The 16,088-nt window shown below is 57.7% G+C and carries 12 protein-coding genes; 8 read left to right on the top strand and 4 right to left on the bottom strand.

The window, feature by feature from the left end:
• Window positions 1-141 precede the first annotated feature (141 nt).
• Entirely contained in the window at window positions 142-4,104 is a 3,963-nt protein-coding gene (putA, locus tag EGY08_RS04245) for a trifunctional transcriptional regulator/proline dehydrogenase/L-glutamate gamma-semialdehyde dehydrogenase (RefSeq protein WP_123828267.1), read from the bottom strand.
• 427 nt (window positions 4,105-4,531) lie between these two features.
• On the opposite strand from putA, the gene putP reads away from it, so the two are divergent.
• Both putP and EGY08_RS04235 read left to right on the top strand, forming a co-directional pair.
• Window positions 4,532-6,040: a sodium/proline symporter PutP gene (gene putP / locus EGY08_RS04240; protein ID WP_123828266.1), complete on the top strand. Its 1,509-nt coding sequence runs from the start codon at window positions 4,532-4,534 to the stop codon at window positions 6,038-6,040.
• A gap of 112 nt (window positions 6,041-6,152) precedes the next feature.
• Window positions 6,153-6,587: a DUF3574 domain-containing protein gene (locus tag EGY08_RS04235; RefSeq protein WP_004131305.1), complete on the top strand. Its 435-nt coding sequence runs from the start codon at window positions 6,153-6,155 to the stop codon at window positions 6,585-6,587.
• Between the two features lie 72 nt (window positions 6,588-6,659).
• Here the strand turns inward: EGY08_RS04235 and EGY08_RS04230 are convergent, their stop codons facing one another.
• The gene (locus tag EGY08_RS04230; protein WP_123828265.1) at window positions 6,660-7,844 is read right to left on the bottom strand and encodes a NupC/NupG family nucleoside CNT transporter; all 1,185 of its coding nucleotides are present in this window, start codon (window positions 7,842-7,844) and stop codon (window positions 6,660-6,662) included.
• A 273-nt stretch (window positions 7,845-8,117) separates the two neighbouring features.
• Between EGY08_RS04230 and efeU the strand changes: the two genes are divergently transcribed.
• From efeU to phoH, 4 genes are all read left to right on the top strand, one after another.
• The gene (gene efeU / locus EGY08_RS04225; RefSeq protein WP_123828264.1) at window positions 8,118-8,948 is read left to right on the top strand and encodes an iron uptake transporter permease EfeU; all 831 of its coding nucleotides are present in this window, start codon (window positions 8,118-8,120) and stop codon (window positions 8,946-8,948) included.
• Window positions 8,949-9,000: 52 nt separating this feature from the next.
• Window positions 9,001-10,128 (top strand): iron uptake system protein EfeO, encoded by a 1,128-nt coding sequence (efeO, locus tag EGY08_RS04220; RefSeq protein WP_004131308.1) that lies wholly within the window; start codon window positions 9,001-9,003, stop codon window positions 10,126-10,128.
• A gap of 4 nt (window positions 10,129-10,132) precedes the next feature.
• Window positions 10,133-11,413 (top strand): iron uptake transporter deferrochelatase/peroxidase subunit, encoded by a 1,281-nt coding sequence (efeB, locus tag EGY08_RS04215; protein WP_004131309.1) that lies wholly within the window; start codon window positions 10,133-10,135, stop codon window positions 11,411-11,413.
• Window positions 11,414-11,922: 509 nt separating this feature from the next.
• A complete protein-coding gene (phoH, locus tag EGY08_RS04210) occupies window positions 11,923-12,711 on the top strand; it encodes a phosphate starvation-inducible protein PhoH (RefSeq protein ID WP_032742089.1) in 789 nt (262 codons plus the stop codon).
• 50 nt (window positions 12,712-12,761) lie between these two features.
• On the opposite strand, the gene EGY08_RS04205 is transcribed toward phoH, so the two are convergent.
• Window positions 12,762-13,055, bottom strand: a complete 294-nt coding sequence (locus EGY08_RS04205) for a YciI family protein (RefSeq protein WP_123828263.1) — start codon at window positions 13,053-13,055, stop codon at window positions 12,762-12,764.
• Window positions 13,056-13,210: 155 nt separating this feature from the next.
• Window positions 13,211-13,999 (bottom strand): MipA/OmpV family protein, encoded by a 789-nt coding sequence (locus tag EGY08_RS04200; RefSeq protein ID WP_112166303.1) that lies wholly within the window; start codon window positions 13,997-13,999, stop codon window positions 13,211-13,213.
• A gap of 122 nt (window positions 14,000-14,121) precedes the next feature.
• Between EGY08_RS04200 and EGY08_RS04195 the strand changes: the two genes are divergently transcribed.
• Both EGY08_RS04195 and EGY08_RS04190 read left to right on the top strand, forming a co-directional pair.
• Entirely contained in the window at window positions 14,122-14,817 is a 696-nt protein-coding gene (locus EGY08_RS04195; protein ID WP_004131317.1) for a response regulator, read from the top strand.
• A complete protein-coding gene (locus EGY08_RS04190; protein WP_123828262.1) occupies window positions 14,814-16,010 on the top strand; it encodes a sensor histidine kinase in 1,197 nt (398 codons plus the stop codon). Before EGY08_RS04195 ends, EGY08_RS04190 begins: the two co-directional genes overlap by 4 nt.
• Window positions 16,011-16,088: the final 78 nt, after the last annotated feature.

Below are 16,088 nucleotides of genomic sequence, written 5' to 3'. Positions count from 1 at the left end.
CCTGCGTCTGGTGTCATTAGCTGACATCGTGCCGTCTGCTTTCCCGGGGCCGGCGCAAAGCGCTTTGCCCGGGCTACAGGTACGCGCGGCCTGCGTTGGGGTAGCCCGGGTAAGGCATCAGCCGCAACCCGGGAAGCAGGCTTAGCCAATCGTCATCAGGCTGGCGTTGCCGCCGGCCGCGGCGGTATTGACGCTGAGCGAACGTTCAATATAGAGGCGCTCCAGCAGCAGATTGCTCTCGCCGCGGGCGAAGCCCTGCACCGAAACGATCGCGCCATCGCGCGCCGCTACCTGTTCGCACAGCTCCCGCAGCTGATCGGAATCGCCGTGGTAGATAACCGCATCGAAAGGCTCGGTCGTCAGGGTTTCCGCTTTGGCGAAGTGGATCCGCTCGCTGACCTCTCGCGGCAGCTTTTTCGCCAGCTCGCGCTGCAGAGGGGCGTCCGGCCACAGCACTTCGCAGCCAACGGCGGTCACGCCCGCCAGCTGGGTGAGCGCATCCTGCTCATTATCGGCCACGCACAGCACCCGGTCGCGCGGCATAAAGGTCAGGGTGTTGCGCTCGCCGGTTGGCCCCGGCAGCAGACGCTGGGTTCCGGCCTGCGCCTGCTCGCTGAACTGCTGGCACAGAGCCTGCAGTTCCGGGCGATCCCCCGCCCACTGCTGTAAAGCGACCAGCGGTTTTTCCAGCAGCGTCTTCAGCTGCGCGTCCAGCGGGTACTCCGCGTCCTGGCGGGCGAGGGTGATCCCGACGGCGTTCTGCGGGCGGCTGGAGAGCAGTCGGTACAGATACAGCGGACCGCCGGCTTTTGGACCGGTACCCGACAGGCCCTCGCCGCCGAACGGCTGCACGCCGACCACGGCGCCGACCATATTGCGGTTGACGTACAGGTTGCCGACGTTGGCGCTGCCGGTGACCTTAGCGATGGTTTCGTCAATACGGGTATGCACGCCGAGGGTCAGGCCGTAGCCGGAGGCGTTGATCTGCTCGACCAGCCCGTCCAGCTCGTTGCGGTTATAGCGCACCACGTGCAGCACCGGACCGAAGACCTCTTTTTTCAGCTCGTCGAAGCTGTCGAGCTCGATAAGCGTCGGCGGAACGAAAGTGCCGCTGGTCCATTCGCGGGAATCTTCGCCGTTTTCGCGCACCGCCTGGAAGACTTTGCGCCCTTTGGCGCGCAGCGTCTGGATGTGGCGCTCGATATTCTCTTTGGCTTCGGCGTCAATCACTGGCCCGATATCGGTAGTCAGACGGCCCGGGTTACCCATCCGGCACTCGGCCATCGCGCCGCGCAGCATGGTCAGCGTATGGTCGGCGATATCATCCTGCAGGCAGAGTACGCGCAGGGCGGAGCAGCGCTGTCCCGCGCTGTCGAACGCCGAGGCGAGTACGTCAATCACCACCTGCTCGGTTAATGCTGAAGAGTCGACGATCATCGCGTTCATGCCGCCGGTTTCGGCGATCAGCGGCGTCGGGCGGCCCTGAGCGTCAAGCCGGCTGGCGATGTTGCGCTGCAATAGGGTGGCGACTTCGGTAGAGCCGGTGAACATCACGCCGCGTACGCGCTCGTCGGAAGTTAGCGCGGCGCCGACGGTTTCCCCGCGGCCCGGCAGCAGCTGAATAACGCCCGGCGGCACGCCCGCTTCCAGCAGGATAGCCACGCCCTGAGCGGCGATGAGCGGCGTCTGCTCGGCGGGTTTTGCCAGCACGGTATTGCCGGCCGCCAGCGCGGCGGCAATTTGTCCGCTAAAGATCGCCAGCGGGAAGTTCCACGGACTGATACAGACGACCGGGCCCAGCGGGCGATGAGTTTCGTTGTCAAAATCGTTACGCACCTGACCGGCGTAGTAGTGGAGAAAGTCCACCGCTTCGCGCACTTCGGCAATCGCGTTGCTGAAGGTTTTCCCCGCTTCGCGTACCAGGATGCCCATCAGAGTCGGCATCTGGCCTTCCATCAGCACCGCGGCGCGTTCGAGGATCGCCGCGCGCTCCTGCGGCGGGGTGGCGAACCAGATTGGCGCGTTGTTAACCGCGCTGGTCAGCGCCTGCTGGACTTCGTCATCGGTGGCTTCGCGCACGTAGCCGACGATATCTTTTGGCTCCGCCGGGTTCACGACCGCCTGCATTTCGCCTTCGGCCACCGGGTGCTCCAGCATCGGCAGCGCCTGCCATTTATGCAGCGCGCTGTTTAATAACGAGGAGGAGAGTGAGGCCAGACGATGCTCGTTGGCGAGATCCAGGCCGGCGGAATTGCTGCGCCCTTGACCGTAAAGATCGCGCGGCAGCGGGATTTTCGGGTGTGGCAGACCCACCTGACCTTCCTGCTGGGCCAGTTTTTCCACCGCGGCGACCGGGTCGGCAACCAGCTCATCCAGCGGCAGGGTGCTGTCGGCGATACGGTTAACAAATGAGGTGTTGGCGCCGTTTTCCAGCAGACGGCGCACCAGATACGCCAGCAGCGTTTCGTGGGTGCCAACCGGCGCGTAAATACGGCACGGGCGGTTCAGTTTGCCATCGGCGACCTTACCGGTGACCTGCTCGTACAGCGGCTCGCCCATGCCGTGCAGGCACTGGAATTCGTACTGTCCAGGGTAGTAGTTCTGCCCGGCCAACTGATAAATCGCCGCCAGGGTGTGGGCGTTATGGGTCGCGAACTGCGGGTAGATCAGGTTCGGCACCGCCAGCAGCTTTTTCGCGCAGGCCAGATAGGAGACGTCGGTGTAGACCTTGCGGGTATAGACCGGATAGCCTTCAAGGCCGTCCATCTGCGCGCGTTTGATTTCGCTGTCCCAGTAGGCGCCTTTTACCAGACGAATCATCAGGCGACGACGGCTGCGGGTGGCGAGGTCGATCAGGTAGTCAATCACGAACGGGCAGCGTTTCTGGTAGGCCTGGATCACAAAGCCAATCCCGTTCCAGCCCGCCAGCTCCGGCTCAAAGCAGAGTTTTTCCAGCAGATCGAGAGAGATCTCCAGCCGATCGGCCTCTTCGGCGTCAATGTTGATGCCGATATCGTACTGGCGCGCCAGCAGGGTCAGCGACTTCAGGCGCGGGTACAGCTCTTCCATCGCCCGGTCGTACTGGGCGCGGCTGTAGCGCGGGTGCAGCGCGGAGAGCTTAATCGAAATGCCCGGTCCTTCATAAATGCCCCGTCCGTTGGAGGCTTTGCCGATGGCGTGGATCGCCTGCTGGTAGGAGACCATATAGGCCTGGGCATCGTCGGCGGTCAGCGCCGCTTCGCCCAGCATATCGTAGGAGTAGCGGAAGCCTTTGTCTTCCAGCTTGCGGGCGTTGGCCAGCGCTTCGGCGATGGTTTCGCCGGTAACGAACTGCTCGCCCATCAGGCGCATCGCCATATCGACGCCTTTGCGGATTAGCGGTTCGCCGCTCTTGCCGATAATGCGGTTCAGCGAGCGCGACAGGCTGGTTTCGTTATGGGTCGAGACCAGCCTGCCGGTAAACAGCAGTCCCCAGGTGGCGGCGTTGACGAACAGCGACGGGCTGCGGCCGATATGCGACTGCCAGTTGCCGTTGCTGATTTTGTCGCGGATGAGGGCATCGCGGGTGGCTTTATCCGGAATGCGCAGTAGGGCTTCCGCCAGGCACATTAGGGCCACGCCTTCCTGCGAGGAGAGCGAGAACTCCTGCAGTAGGCTCTGAACCATTCCGGCACGGCCGCTGGCGGTTTTCTGATTGCGCAGCTTTTCCGCCAGCTGATACGCGAGCTTGTGCGCCTGTTCGCCGAGAGTCTGCGGCAGGCGAGCCTGCTCCAGCAGCATCGGTACGGCGTCGGTTTCGGCCCAGCGCCAGGCGGCGGTGATCGACGCGCGGGAAACGGACTGCGGCAGGATCTGCTCGGCGAAATCGAGGAAGGGCTGATAAGGTTCGTCAGCCGGGTTACCGGCCTCATCGCTTTCGTTGGCCGCGCCGGACAGCAGCGCCGGCAGCTCCGGCAGCGTCTCGTCGTTTTCCAGCTTTTCCAGATAGTTGAAAATGGCCTGTTTAATCAGCCAGTGCGGCGTGCGGTCAATACGGCTCGCCGCGGATTTAATGCGTTCGCGCGTCGCGTCGTCAAGTTTTACACCCATGGTGGTGGTGCCCATGTCAGGAACTCCTGTAATAGAACGTCTTCGTGCCAAGATGAGGTTGCGTAGAAATATCTACCATGTTGCAACTTTGTGCAACCTTGTTAATTGATAAATGTGTGGCAGGTAGTAAAACGCCGGTAATGTTAAAAATAATGACGAAAATAGCAGGTATTTATCCCCTGTCTAATAAGGTATTTCTATGCGTCAGTTAACACTTTTGCGTGGTGCAACCGTTAAAAACGTGAGAGAGTGCAACCTATAACAAAATGAAGTTTGGTCCTGGAAGCATTTCGTGTAAATGCTGTGTTAAATCGTTTGTGAAAAAACAAAGCTTCCGTCAGGATACGGTCGCCCAATACAACCAATAGGCCATTGCCCCGTTCCGGTAGTGGATAAAACGACAAATTTGGACGCTGTCGACAAAAATTCTGGAGATTTTTACATGGCTATTAGCACACCCATGTTGGTGACTTTTATTGTTTATATTTTTGGCATGGTACTCATCGGTTTTATTGCATGGCGTTCGACAAAGAACTTTGATGATTATATTCTCGGCGGCCGCAGCCTTGGCCCATTCGTCACCGCGCTCTCCGCCGGGGCCTCAGATATGAGCGGCTGGCTGCTGATGGGGCTGCCGGGGGCGATATTTATTTCCGGTATTTCCGAAAGCTGGATTGCCATTGGCCTGACGTTAGGCGCATGGATTAACTGGAAGCTGGTGGCGGGGCGTTTGCGGGTGCATACCGAGGCGAATAATAACGCCCTGACGCTGCCGGATTATTTTACCGGCCGCTTTGAAGATCAAAGCCGCGTGCTGCGAATTATCTCGGCGCTGGTGATTTTGTTATTTTTCACCATCTATTGCGCTTCCGGTATTGTGGCCGGCGCGCGTCTGTTTGAAAGCACCTTTGGCATGAGCTACGAAACCGCGCTGTGGGCTGGCGCGGCGGCAACCATTATTTATACCTTTGTCGGCGGCTTCCTCGCGGTGAGCTGGACCGATACCGTTCAGGCCAGCCTGATGATATTCGCCCTGATCCTGACGCCGGTGATGGTGGTGATTTCCGTCGGCGGTTTTGGCGATTCCCTGGAGGTGATTAAGCAAAAGAGCATCGAGAACGTTGATATGCTCAAGGGCCTGAACTTCGTGGCGATTATTTCGCTGATGGGCTGGGGGCTGGGCTATTTTGGTCAGCCGCATATTCTGGCGCGCTTTATGGCGGCGGATTCGCATCACAGCATCGTTCACGCTCGTCGCATCAGCATGACCTGGATGATCCTCTGCCTGGCAGGTGCCTGTTCCGTCGGCTTTTTTGGTATTGCGTACTTCAATAACAACCCGGCCCTTGCCGGTGCGGTTAATCAGAACGCCGAACGCGTCTTTATCGAACTGGCGCAAATTCTCTTCAATCCATGGATTGCCGGGATCCTGCTGTCGGCGATCCTGGCGGCGGTGATGTCGACCCTGAGCTGCCAGCTGCTGGTGTGCTCCAGCGCGATTACCGAAGATCTGTATAAAGCGTTTTTGCGTAAAAATGCCGGTCAGAAAGAGCTGGTATGGGTAGGACGCTTTATGGTGCTGGTCGTCGCGTTAATTGCGATCGCCCTGGCGGCCAACCCGGAGAACCGCGTACTGGGCCTGGTAAGCTACGCATGGGCAGGCTTTGGCGCGGCGTTTGGCCCGGTAGTGCTGTTCTCGGTGATGTGGTCACGAATGACCCGTAACGGCGCGCTGGCCGGGATGATCATCGGCGCGGTCACGGTCATCGTCTGGAAGCAGTTCGGCTGGCTGGGCCTGTATGAAATCATCCCTGGCTTTATGTTTGGTAGCCTGGGGATTGTGGTCTTCAGCCTGCTGGGTAAAGCGCCTTCCGCCGAGATGCAGCGACGCTTTGCCGAAGCGGACGCCCATTATCACTCCGCGCCGCCGGTGCGCGCGACCGCCGAGTAAGCCCCTGCAACCCCATCAAGCCCGCGCTCTGCGGGCTTTGTTATTTATGCCTCTTGCTAATCGTTTGAAAATACGCTGATATCTCAGCACAAATAACAATGAGGGTAGCGAAATGAGTTTCAGACAGGGTGCAGTGGCGCTGGTGCTGGCAGGATTATTGAGCGGCTGCGTAGCGCCTGCCGCGAAGACCACCCCGGCGGTCGATGCAAACGCCTGCCCGGCGGATAACGCGATGGTGCAAACCACGCTTTATTTCGGCTTAAGCCGTCCGGCCGGGAAGGATATCACCGCTCAGGAGTGGCAGCAGTTCGTTGACCGCGACGTGACGCCGCGCTTTCGCGATGGTCTGACGGTCTTTGACGCGCGCGGGCAGTGGCTGGGCAATGACGGTACCGTGGCGCGCGAGCAGAGCAAGGCGCTGATGCTGATTCACGGTAAAGATGCGAAGAGCGAAGAGGGGATTGAGGCGCTGCGCACTACCTATAAATCACGCTTTGCGCAGGAGTCGGTGATGCGCGTTGACCAGCCGGTGTGCGTACATTTTTAACTTGAATCCGATGACATTCCCGGGTAAGGCGCTCTGCGCCGCCCCCGGGATAACTGGCCAAACGCGCTTCGGTTACAGTACCAGTCCCGCAAAGCTGGCGGAGAGCAGGCTGACCAGCGTTGCGCCATACACCAGGCGCAGACCGAAGCGGGAAACGATATTCCCCTGTTGCTCATTCAGGCCTTTAATTGCCCCGGCGATAATGCCGATAGAGGCAAAGTTGGCGAAGGAAACCAGAAACACAGATAAAATTCCCAGCCCGCGCGGCGTCATACTGGCGGCTATTTTTTGGAGCTCAATCATGGCGACAAATTCATTGGCCACCAGTTTCGTCGCCATAATACTCCCGGCATTCAGCGCATCGCTAAGCGGAATACCAATCAGCCACGCCAGCGGATAAAAGACGTAGCCAAGGATCTGCTGGAAGCTCAGGCCAAATATCGTGGCGAATAGGGCATTAATCGCGCTAATTAAGGCGATAAAACCAATCAGCATCGCCAGAATAATCATCGCGACTTTAAAACCGGCCAGATTATATTCACCGAGCATTTCAAAGAAACTCTGCGACTCATGCAGTTTTTCAAGCTTGATCTCCTCCTCGCTGCCCGGACGCGTCGGGTTAATGATCGACAGCACAATAAAGGTGCTGAACATATTCAGGATCAGCGCGGCGACGACGTATTTCGCGTCGAGCATACTCATATAAGCGCCGACGATGGAGAGCGAAACCGTCGACATCGCGGTGGCCGACATGGTGAACAGGCGGCGTGAAGAGAGGTCGCCGAGCACGCCTTTATAGGCAATAAAGTTCTCTGATTGACCGAGGATCAGCGAACTGACCGCGTTGAAGGACTCCAGCTTACCCATTCCGTTAACCTTTGACAGCAGGGTGCCAATCAGGCGAATGAAAATCGGCAGAATACGCCAGTGCTGAAGAATACCGATGAGCGCGGAGATAAAGACGATGGGGCACAGCACGCCAAGGAAAATAAACGCCAGTCCTTTTTCACTCATGCCGCCAAATACAAAATTGGTACCTTCGGCGGCAAAACCGAGTAGGGACTCAAAAAAGGAAGCGATATTTTTCACTAGCCACAGGCCGCTTTCGGCGTGGAGAAAAAAGAAAGCCAGGGCAACTTCAATAACAATTAACTGGATAATATAGCGAATGCGGATTTTTTTACGGTCATAGCTGGCAAGCCAGGCAAGGGCGAGGATAACCACCAGCGCCAGCAGGAAGTGCAAGAATTGAGTCATGTCGTTTATTTCGCAGGTCAATAAGGCCGCCATTTAGCCACAGCTGGGCTGCCGGGTAAATATCTGGCGCTAAAAATCCCGTCCGCCTGACCCGTGGGGCCAGGGCTGCGAGATAATCGCGCAAGTCATTATTTGTTCGCGACTAATTTACAAATCGTCATCATTCACTCCACATTTCACTTGTGTTTCTGATTATTGTAATGATAATCACTATCAGAAATATTTACCTATCTTTGCATCAGTTGACTGCGGTTCACATTTAAGGGTGTTGGCATGTTTGTCCCATTTCTCATCATGTTACGTGAAGGCCTGGAAGCTGCGCTGATTGTCAGCCTGATTGCCAGCTATCTGAAACGCACCCAGCGCGGCAGCTGGATTGGCGTAATGTGGATTGGGGTGCTGCTTGCGGCGGCGCTGTGCCTGGGCCTGGGAATCTTTATCAACGAAACCACCGGTGAGTTTCCGCAGCGCGAGCAGGAGCTGTTTGAGGGCATCGTGGCGGTGGTGGCGGTGTGCATTCTGACGTGGATGGTGTTCTGGATGCGTAAAGTGTCGCGCAATGTCAAACAGCAGCTTGAGCAGGCGGTCGATAATGCCCTCCAGCGCGGGAACAATCACGGGTGGGCGCTGGTGATGATGGTCTTTTTCGCCGTCGCGCGTGAAGGCCTGGAATCGGTCTTTTTCCTGCTCGCCGCCTTCCAGCAGGATGTCGGGATCTGGCCGCCCATTGGGGCGATGCTCGGTCTGGCGACGGCCATCGTTTTAGGGTTCCTGATCTACTGGGGCGGTATCCGCATGAATCTCGGCGTCTTCTTCAAATGGACCAGCCTGTTTATTTTGCTGGTGGCCGCTGGCCTCACCGCGGGAGCTATCCGCGCCTTCCATGAGGCCGGATTGTGGAACCACTTCCAGGAGGTCGCCTTCGACCTGAGCAACGTCATTTCGACGCACACGCTATTCGGCACGCTGCTGGAGGGGATCTTTGGCTATCAGGAAACGCCGACCGTCAGCGAAGTGGCGGTATACTTTATCTATTTGATCCCGGCGCTGGCGCTGTACGTCTCGCCGCCGGGTAAAAAAACCACCGCATCCCGGGCAGCGTAGTCGGGCATCGCGGATTGCAATAGTGACAACATACTTATCGAAAGGGATGGTCATGATGAATCATTTTCGTCGTAATGCGCTGCAGCTTACGCTCGCTGCGCTGTTCAGCTCGGCTTTTTACGCCCAGGCGGCCGATATTCCGCAGGTCAAAGTGACCGTCACCGACAAACAGTGCGAGCCGATGAACGTCACCGTGAAGGCGGGTAAAACCCAGTTCATCATTCAGAACCACAGCCAGAAAGCGCTGGAGTGGGAAATTCTGAAAGGGGTGATGGTGGTGGAGGAGCGGGAGAATATCGCTCCCGGTTTTACGCAAAAGCTGACGGCCAACCTGCAGCCGGGCGAATATGATATGACCTGTGGTCTGCTGACCAACCCGAAAGGCAAACTGACGGTGACCGGCGAGGCGACCAAAGATGCCGCCAAAGCCGATGCGCTGCTCAGCCTGGGTGAGGCTATTACCGCCTATAAAGCCTACGTTACCGCCGAGACCGCGGAGCTGGTTAGCGGCACCAAAGCCTTTACCGATGCGGTGAAAGCGGGCGATATCGAGAAGGCGAAAGCGCTGTACGCGCCGACGCGCCAGCACTATGAACGTATCGAACCGATCGCCGAACTGTTCTCCGATCTTGATGGCAGCATCGACGCCCGCGAGGATGACTACGAGAAAAAAGCCGAAGATCCGAAATTCACCGGTTTCCACCGGCTGGAAAAAGCGCTGTTTGGCGATAATAGCGTCAAGGGAATGGATAACTATGCCGATCAATTGAACGCCGACGTTCTCGATCTGCAAAAACGCATTAGCGAACTGGCGTTCCCGCCGTCAAAAGTGGTCGGCGGCGCTGCCGGTCTGATTGAAGAAGTGGCCGCCAGCAAAATCAGCGGCGAAGAAGATCGCTACAGCCATACTGACCTGTGGGATTTCCAGGCCAACATTGACGGCGCGCAGAAAATCGTCGACCTGCTGCGTCCGCAGCTGCAGAAAGAGAACAGCGCGCTGCTGGCGAAGGTGGACGCCAACTTCAAAAAAGTGGATACCATTCTCAGCAAATACCGCACCAAAGACGGCTTCGAGACCTATGACAAGCTGACGGATGCCGATCGTAACGCGCTGAAAGGCCCGATCACCACGCTGGCGGAAGATTTGGCCCAGCTGCGCGGGATCCTGGGTCTGGACTAAGTCGATGGCTGAGCAAAAATATGATGTTAATGAACCGTCCCGGCGGCGGTTATTAAAAGGGATCGGCGCGCTTGGCGGCGCGCTGGCGATAACCGGCGGCTGTCCGGTGGCGCACGCGGCAAAAGACAATAGCTCTCCGGGCACGCTGTCGCCAAACGCGCGTATGGAAGCGCAGCCGTTTTATGGTCCGCATCAGGCCGGCGTGCTGACGCCGCAGCAGGCATCGATGATGCTGGTCGCTTTTGACGTGCTCGCCAGCGATAAAGCGGACCTTGAGCGGCTGTTTCGCCTGCTGACCGGGCGTATCGCCTTTCTGACCAAAGGCGGCCCTGCGCCGGAGACGCCGAACCCGCGGCTGCCGCCGATGGACTCAGGTATTCTCGGGCCGTGGATCGCGCCGGATAACCTGACGATCACCGTCTCGGTGGGGCATTCGCTGTTTGACGAGCGTTTCGGCCTGGCTAATCAGGCGCCGAAGGCGCTGCAGAAGATGACGCGTTTTCCGAACGATTCGCTGGATGCGGCGCTGTGCCACGGCGATCTGCTGCTGCAAATTTGCGCCAATACCCAGGATACGGTGATTCACGCCCTGCGGGACGTGATTAAGCACACCCCGGATCTGCTCAGCGTGCGCTGGAAGCGGGAAGGGTTCATCTCCGACAGCGCCGCGCGCAGCAAGGGTAAAGAGACGCCGGTGAATCTGCTGGGCTTCAAAGATGGCACCGCGAATCCGATCAGCACCGATAAGGCGCTAATGGATAAGGTGGTGTGGGTTACCGCCGACCAGGGAGAGCCCGCGTGGGCGACGGGCGGCAGCTATCAGGCGGCGCGGATTATTCAGTTCCACGTTGAGTTCTGGGATCGTACGCCGCTGAAAGAGCAGCAGACCATTTTTGGCCGCGATAAGCTGAGCGGCGCGCCGCTTGGGATGCAGCACGAGCACGACGTGCCGGATTACAGCAAAGACCCTGACGGCGATACCATTGCGCTCGATAGCCATATTCGTTTGGCCAATCCGCGCACCCCGGAAACGCAATCCAGCCTGATGATGCGCCGGGGCTACAGCTATTCGCTGGGGGTGACCAATTCCGGGCAGTTGGATATGGGGCTGCTGTTTGTCTGCTATCAGCACGATCTGGAAAAAGGCTTCCTGACGGTGCAAAAGCGCCTGAACGGAGAAGCGCTGGAGGAGTACGTGAAGCCCATTGGCGGCGGCTATTTCTTTGTTCTGCCGGGGGTTATCAACGATCGGCATTATCTTGGGCAATCGTTGCTCGAAGCCTGACGTACCTGCCCGCAAGGGCAGGGCGTTTTCTGCTGTTTTTCCATTCATTTTTTGTATTTCCTGCCTTGTTTCATTTTTCTGTAATCTTATAGTCGGAAACTCTCCTCAGCTGTGATGAGAATTATTTGTTGTCTGTATGTGAAAAATAAGTTGCGCTTAGAATTATTTCTGATGTACTTATTACAGGCGCGGTAGTTCTCGGCAGTAGTCTCGTTTCATTATGGAGATCGCGAATGCCCGATTGCTGTAACGGAAAACGTCAAACCCCAGACCGTACTCATCAGCACGGGAGCCCAACTTCCGGCCGCGATTTTCACACCGCAAAATCCTCCTCCTCTCGCAAAGAAAACCCGAACCCAGGCAAGGTTACCGGTGCGCGTAGCCGTGACCCTCTGCCAATTCGTCAGGCAAGCAATGGCTTACAAGGAAGCCAAACCTCAATCGTTAGTGCGCATAATCGCGTCGATCGTGGCGCGTGTGATGTAAACCAACAACGCAAGGTGCTATCCATGGGAAGACAAAAAGCAGTGACCAGAGCTCGTCGTGAGGCCAAACGTGTGCTGAGACAGGATTCGCGAAGCCATAAGCAGCGCGAAGAAGAATCGGTCACATCGCTTGTGCAAATGAGTGGCGTAGAAGCCATTGGCATGGCGCGGGACAGCCGCGATGCATCGCCAATCGAAGCACGGAATGAGGCTCAGGCGCATTATTTGAATGCCATCGACAATAAACAGCTGATCTTCGCCACGGGCGAGGCCGGGTGCGGTAAGACCTGGATTAGCGCGGCAAAAGCAGCTGAAGCCCTGATCCATAAGGATGTGGACAGAATTATTGTTACCCGTCCCGTTCTGCAGGCCGACGAAGATCTCGGCTTCTTACCGGGAGATATCGCCGAGAAGTTCGCTCCCTATTTCCGCCCGGTTTATGACGTGCTGGTGAGAAGGCTAGGGGCTTCCTTTATGCAGTACTGCCTGCGCCCGGAAATCGGCAAGGTGGAAATCGCGCCGTTCGCCTACATGCGCGGACGTACATTTGAAAATGCGGTAGTGATTCTGGACGAGGCCCAGAACGTGACCGCTGCGCAAATGAAGATGTTTTTGACCCGCCTCGGGGAGAACGTGACGGTTATCGTCAACGGCGACATTACCCAGTGCGACCTGCCTTCTGGAGTCCGCTCGGGCCTGAGCGATGCGCTGGCGCGTTTTGAGGAGGATGAGATGGTCGGTATTGTGCGTTTTACGACCGACGATTGCGTGCGCTCAACGCTTTGCCAGCGCGCGCTGAAAGCCTATTACTGAGTCCTTTTGAGTCTGCAAAGCCCGGGCGACCGGGCTTTGTTTTTAGCGCACTACAGAAGAGCCTGCAGCGAGGGGCTGGCCATCGTTGCTTCAAAAGGAATGATCTCGACTTTCGCTACGCCCGATTGCTGAAACGGATCCTGGCTCAGCCAGTTTTGCAGCGCATCCAGATCATCGCCTTTAGCCAGAATCACGCCGCCGGACCTGGGGATTTTACGCCCCGAAGCGAGAAATATTCCGTCAGCGTACCCTTGCTTCAGCCACTCCACGTGTGCAGCAAGCTGGGCGTCAACTTCCTCAAGCGGTTTAACGTAAGTCAGAACAACAACGGCAATGGTGCTCATATTCCTTCCTTAACATTTAAAGGTAACGCTGCAGAAGTTTATCATTAGCGTGGATGGGGTTTCTGGCTTTTTTCATCACGTTATCCAGGCGCGCTACAAACGAAAATAACGGCGGTTTACTGCTATAGAGCGGATAATTGTTGCTGACCTATAGCTCAAAATGTCCAGGTGATTGCCGCCGTTACGGAACCTTCATTGCGCCGGGAGACGAGCGGGCTGTCAGCGGCGTGTTCCCCGAGCCAGCTATAGCCGGCGCTGAGAATGGAGCCCCAATGCTCGTCATATTGATGGCTCCAGGTCAGCGCGTTATCGATGCCGTAAAATCCGCCGGCTGAGCGATAGGGGCGATAGCCGGAACGGAGGCTCTGCCGGTGGTCAACGCCGTAAAACGTATTGACGTACCGGCTGTCGCCAAACAGCGCGGCGGACTTTAAAGCAACGATATCTTGCGTGTTTTGAACCAGCAGGAGGGTGGCGGAAGTTTGATAATGCACGCCCTGGGCGTCGGTGAGCGGAAGTGTAGCCTTGCCTTCAACGGTGAGCCACGGCGTGACCGACCAGCCGACGGCAAAGGCGGTATTCATGGTGGCTTTAATATTACCCATCCCCTTCAGCGTATTAGCCCCATCGCGCCAGCTCGAGTTTTTTTCCGCTCGCCCGAGGTCGTAACCGAGCGTGTGCTCGAAGTAGAGGCCGCTGTCGCCTGACAGGTCGTAGCCTATGCCTTTTTGGCTATCAATAAAGAAAGCGCCTTTCCGCCCCTGTATTACGGGAACCACCTGCCAAATCTGCTTGTCAGAACCGCTGTAACGAGGCGCGTACTTTCCCCCCACCCCGATAGTCAGCCCATCGGAAGGCGCGGCGGCTTCATCGGCGCGCGCGCCGGGCGTTATCACCATTAAAAACGGCACGACCATATACGGCGAAATTTTTCTGGCTATCATACTGTTCTCCATATGGAAACGGGCGCCGTCCGATCGGGGACGCCGCAGAATGCTGCTGCAGTATGGTTTTGCTAAATCAATAAACGGTCGGGATAGTGTTAAGAAACGGTCAAGGTGAACAGATGTTGTCCAGAAGAGTGCTGATAATTGAAGATGACGCTGACGCGGCCGGCGTGCTTGAGGCCTATTTACGCCGGGAAAACTATGACGTGGCGGTGACCATGGACGGACTCTCCGGGCTGGATATGGCGCAGCGCTGGAAGCCTGACCTGATCTTGCTGGATGTGATGCTGCCCGGGCTAAACGGAACCGAGGTGTTGGCCAGCTTGCGGCGAAAAAGCGATGTGCCGGTGATTATGGTGACCGCAATGGGAGACATGCCCGATCGTATTGGCGCGCTGCGCTACGGCGCCGACGATTATGTGGTCAAGCCCTACCACCCTGGCGAAGTGGTGGCGCGCGTTCAGGCCGTGCTCCGGCGTAGTCGCAAAGACGACGCCCGGGAAGACATTCTGCGTTGGCAGGGGCTGGAGGTCGATGTCGCGGCCATTGTCGCGACCGTCAGTCGCTCGGGGGAACCTGCGTCTATTCTCGACCTGACTCCGACCGAGTTTTCGCTTCTGGCCACGCTGATGCGCGCCCCCGTTCGCCCCTTTTCGCGACAATATCTGCTGGAGCGCTGCCTTCCCGAGAGCGAAGCGCTGGAGCGCGTGGTGGATACGCATATTTATAACCTGCGTAAAAAACTGGAGGCCGCGGGAGTATCCGGCGCGTTGGTCAACGTTCGCGGCGTGGGTTACAGGTTCAGACAACCATGATCAAGACCCGACACTCTTCTCTCTGGCGCTGGATTTGCGGGCGTATTCTGGCGCTGGCTATCGGCAGCGTGATTGTTATCGCCACCTGTATGTGGCTGCGCTTTGCCGTGCAGAACTACTGGATCATGTACAAAATGCCGCCCGCCTTGCGCGAGGAATTTGTCGCGCTCAGCCGCAATCCTGAGGCCAATCCGGCGCGTTTTCATCAGATTGTCGATACCTGGTGGGGATTGAGTTATTCCACTCCCTCTATCGCCTCGGCGGACTGGGTGACCGTAGCGGTGTTGGTGCTGGTCATGATCCCCTTCATTGTTGTTATGGGGCTGCGCTACGCCCGTCCGCTATCGCTGCAGTTCAGCCGTCTTCATGATGCGGCGAAGGATGTGACCGGAGGGCAATTTGGCCGCCAGGCGGAGCTGATTGAGGACGCGCCGGCGGAAATGATCCGCTTTGCCGCCGACTTTAACAAAATGACCGGCCAGCTGGCCCGCTACGATAAAGAACTCCGCGCCTCGCATGTGGCGATGGCGCATGAGCTTCGCTCCCCGCTGACGGCGGCGATTGGCCGTCTGCAGGGCATGCTGGATGGCGTTTTTGATACCCAGCCGCAGCAGCTGGAGATGGTGATGAAACAGCTCCAGCATCTGAATCGGCTGACGGATGAGCTGCATCTCCTTTCCCTCGCGGATGCCGGCAATCTGGTATTGGATGACCAGCCATTCTCTCTGGATGAGCTCCTTCAGGAGCGAGCCGCATGGTTAACGCCGCAGGCGGACGCTCAGCGCGTCACGATCGCCATTCAGCCTTCGCCGTCATGCCCCTTTCGCGGCGACGCCTTCCGCATGGGGCAGGTCTTTACCATCGTGATGGAAAATGCCGTTCGCTATGGGCGCAAGGGGGGCCATCTCGCCATTAAACTGCGCCGCGAAGAGGGGGCTTACCTCATCGATTTTATTGATGACGGGCCCGGCGTGGCGCGGCATTTTTTACCGGAAATGTTCCAGCGCTTCACCCGCGAGGAGGCGTCCCGCGCCAGACACTCCGGCGGCAGCGGCCTGGGATTATCCATTGCGCGCGCTATCTGCGCGGCGCACGGGGGGCGCATTAGCGCGTCGTTACCGGCGAGCGGCGGTCTGCTGATTCGCGTTCATCTGCCGTACGATCCCGGCGTGGAAGAAAAGAGCCCGTCTTGATAATCCCTTGACAGAACGTCGAGCCATTCTCGATTAATGTGTCATGTAATGGCGCCATTTCCCGAACGGAGTGGCGTT

This window comes from Klebsiella sp. FDAARGOS_511, from assembly GCF_003812845.1.
Taxonomy (GTDB): Bacteria; Pseudomonadota; Gammaproteobacteria; order Enterobacterales; family Enterobacteriaceae; genus Klebsiella; species Klebsiella grimontii.
This window is presented reverse-complemented; position numbering and strand designations above follow the sequence as displayed.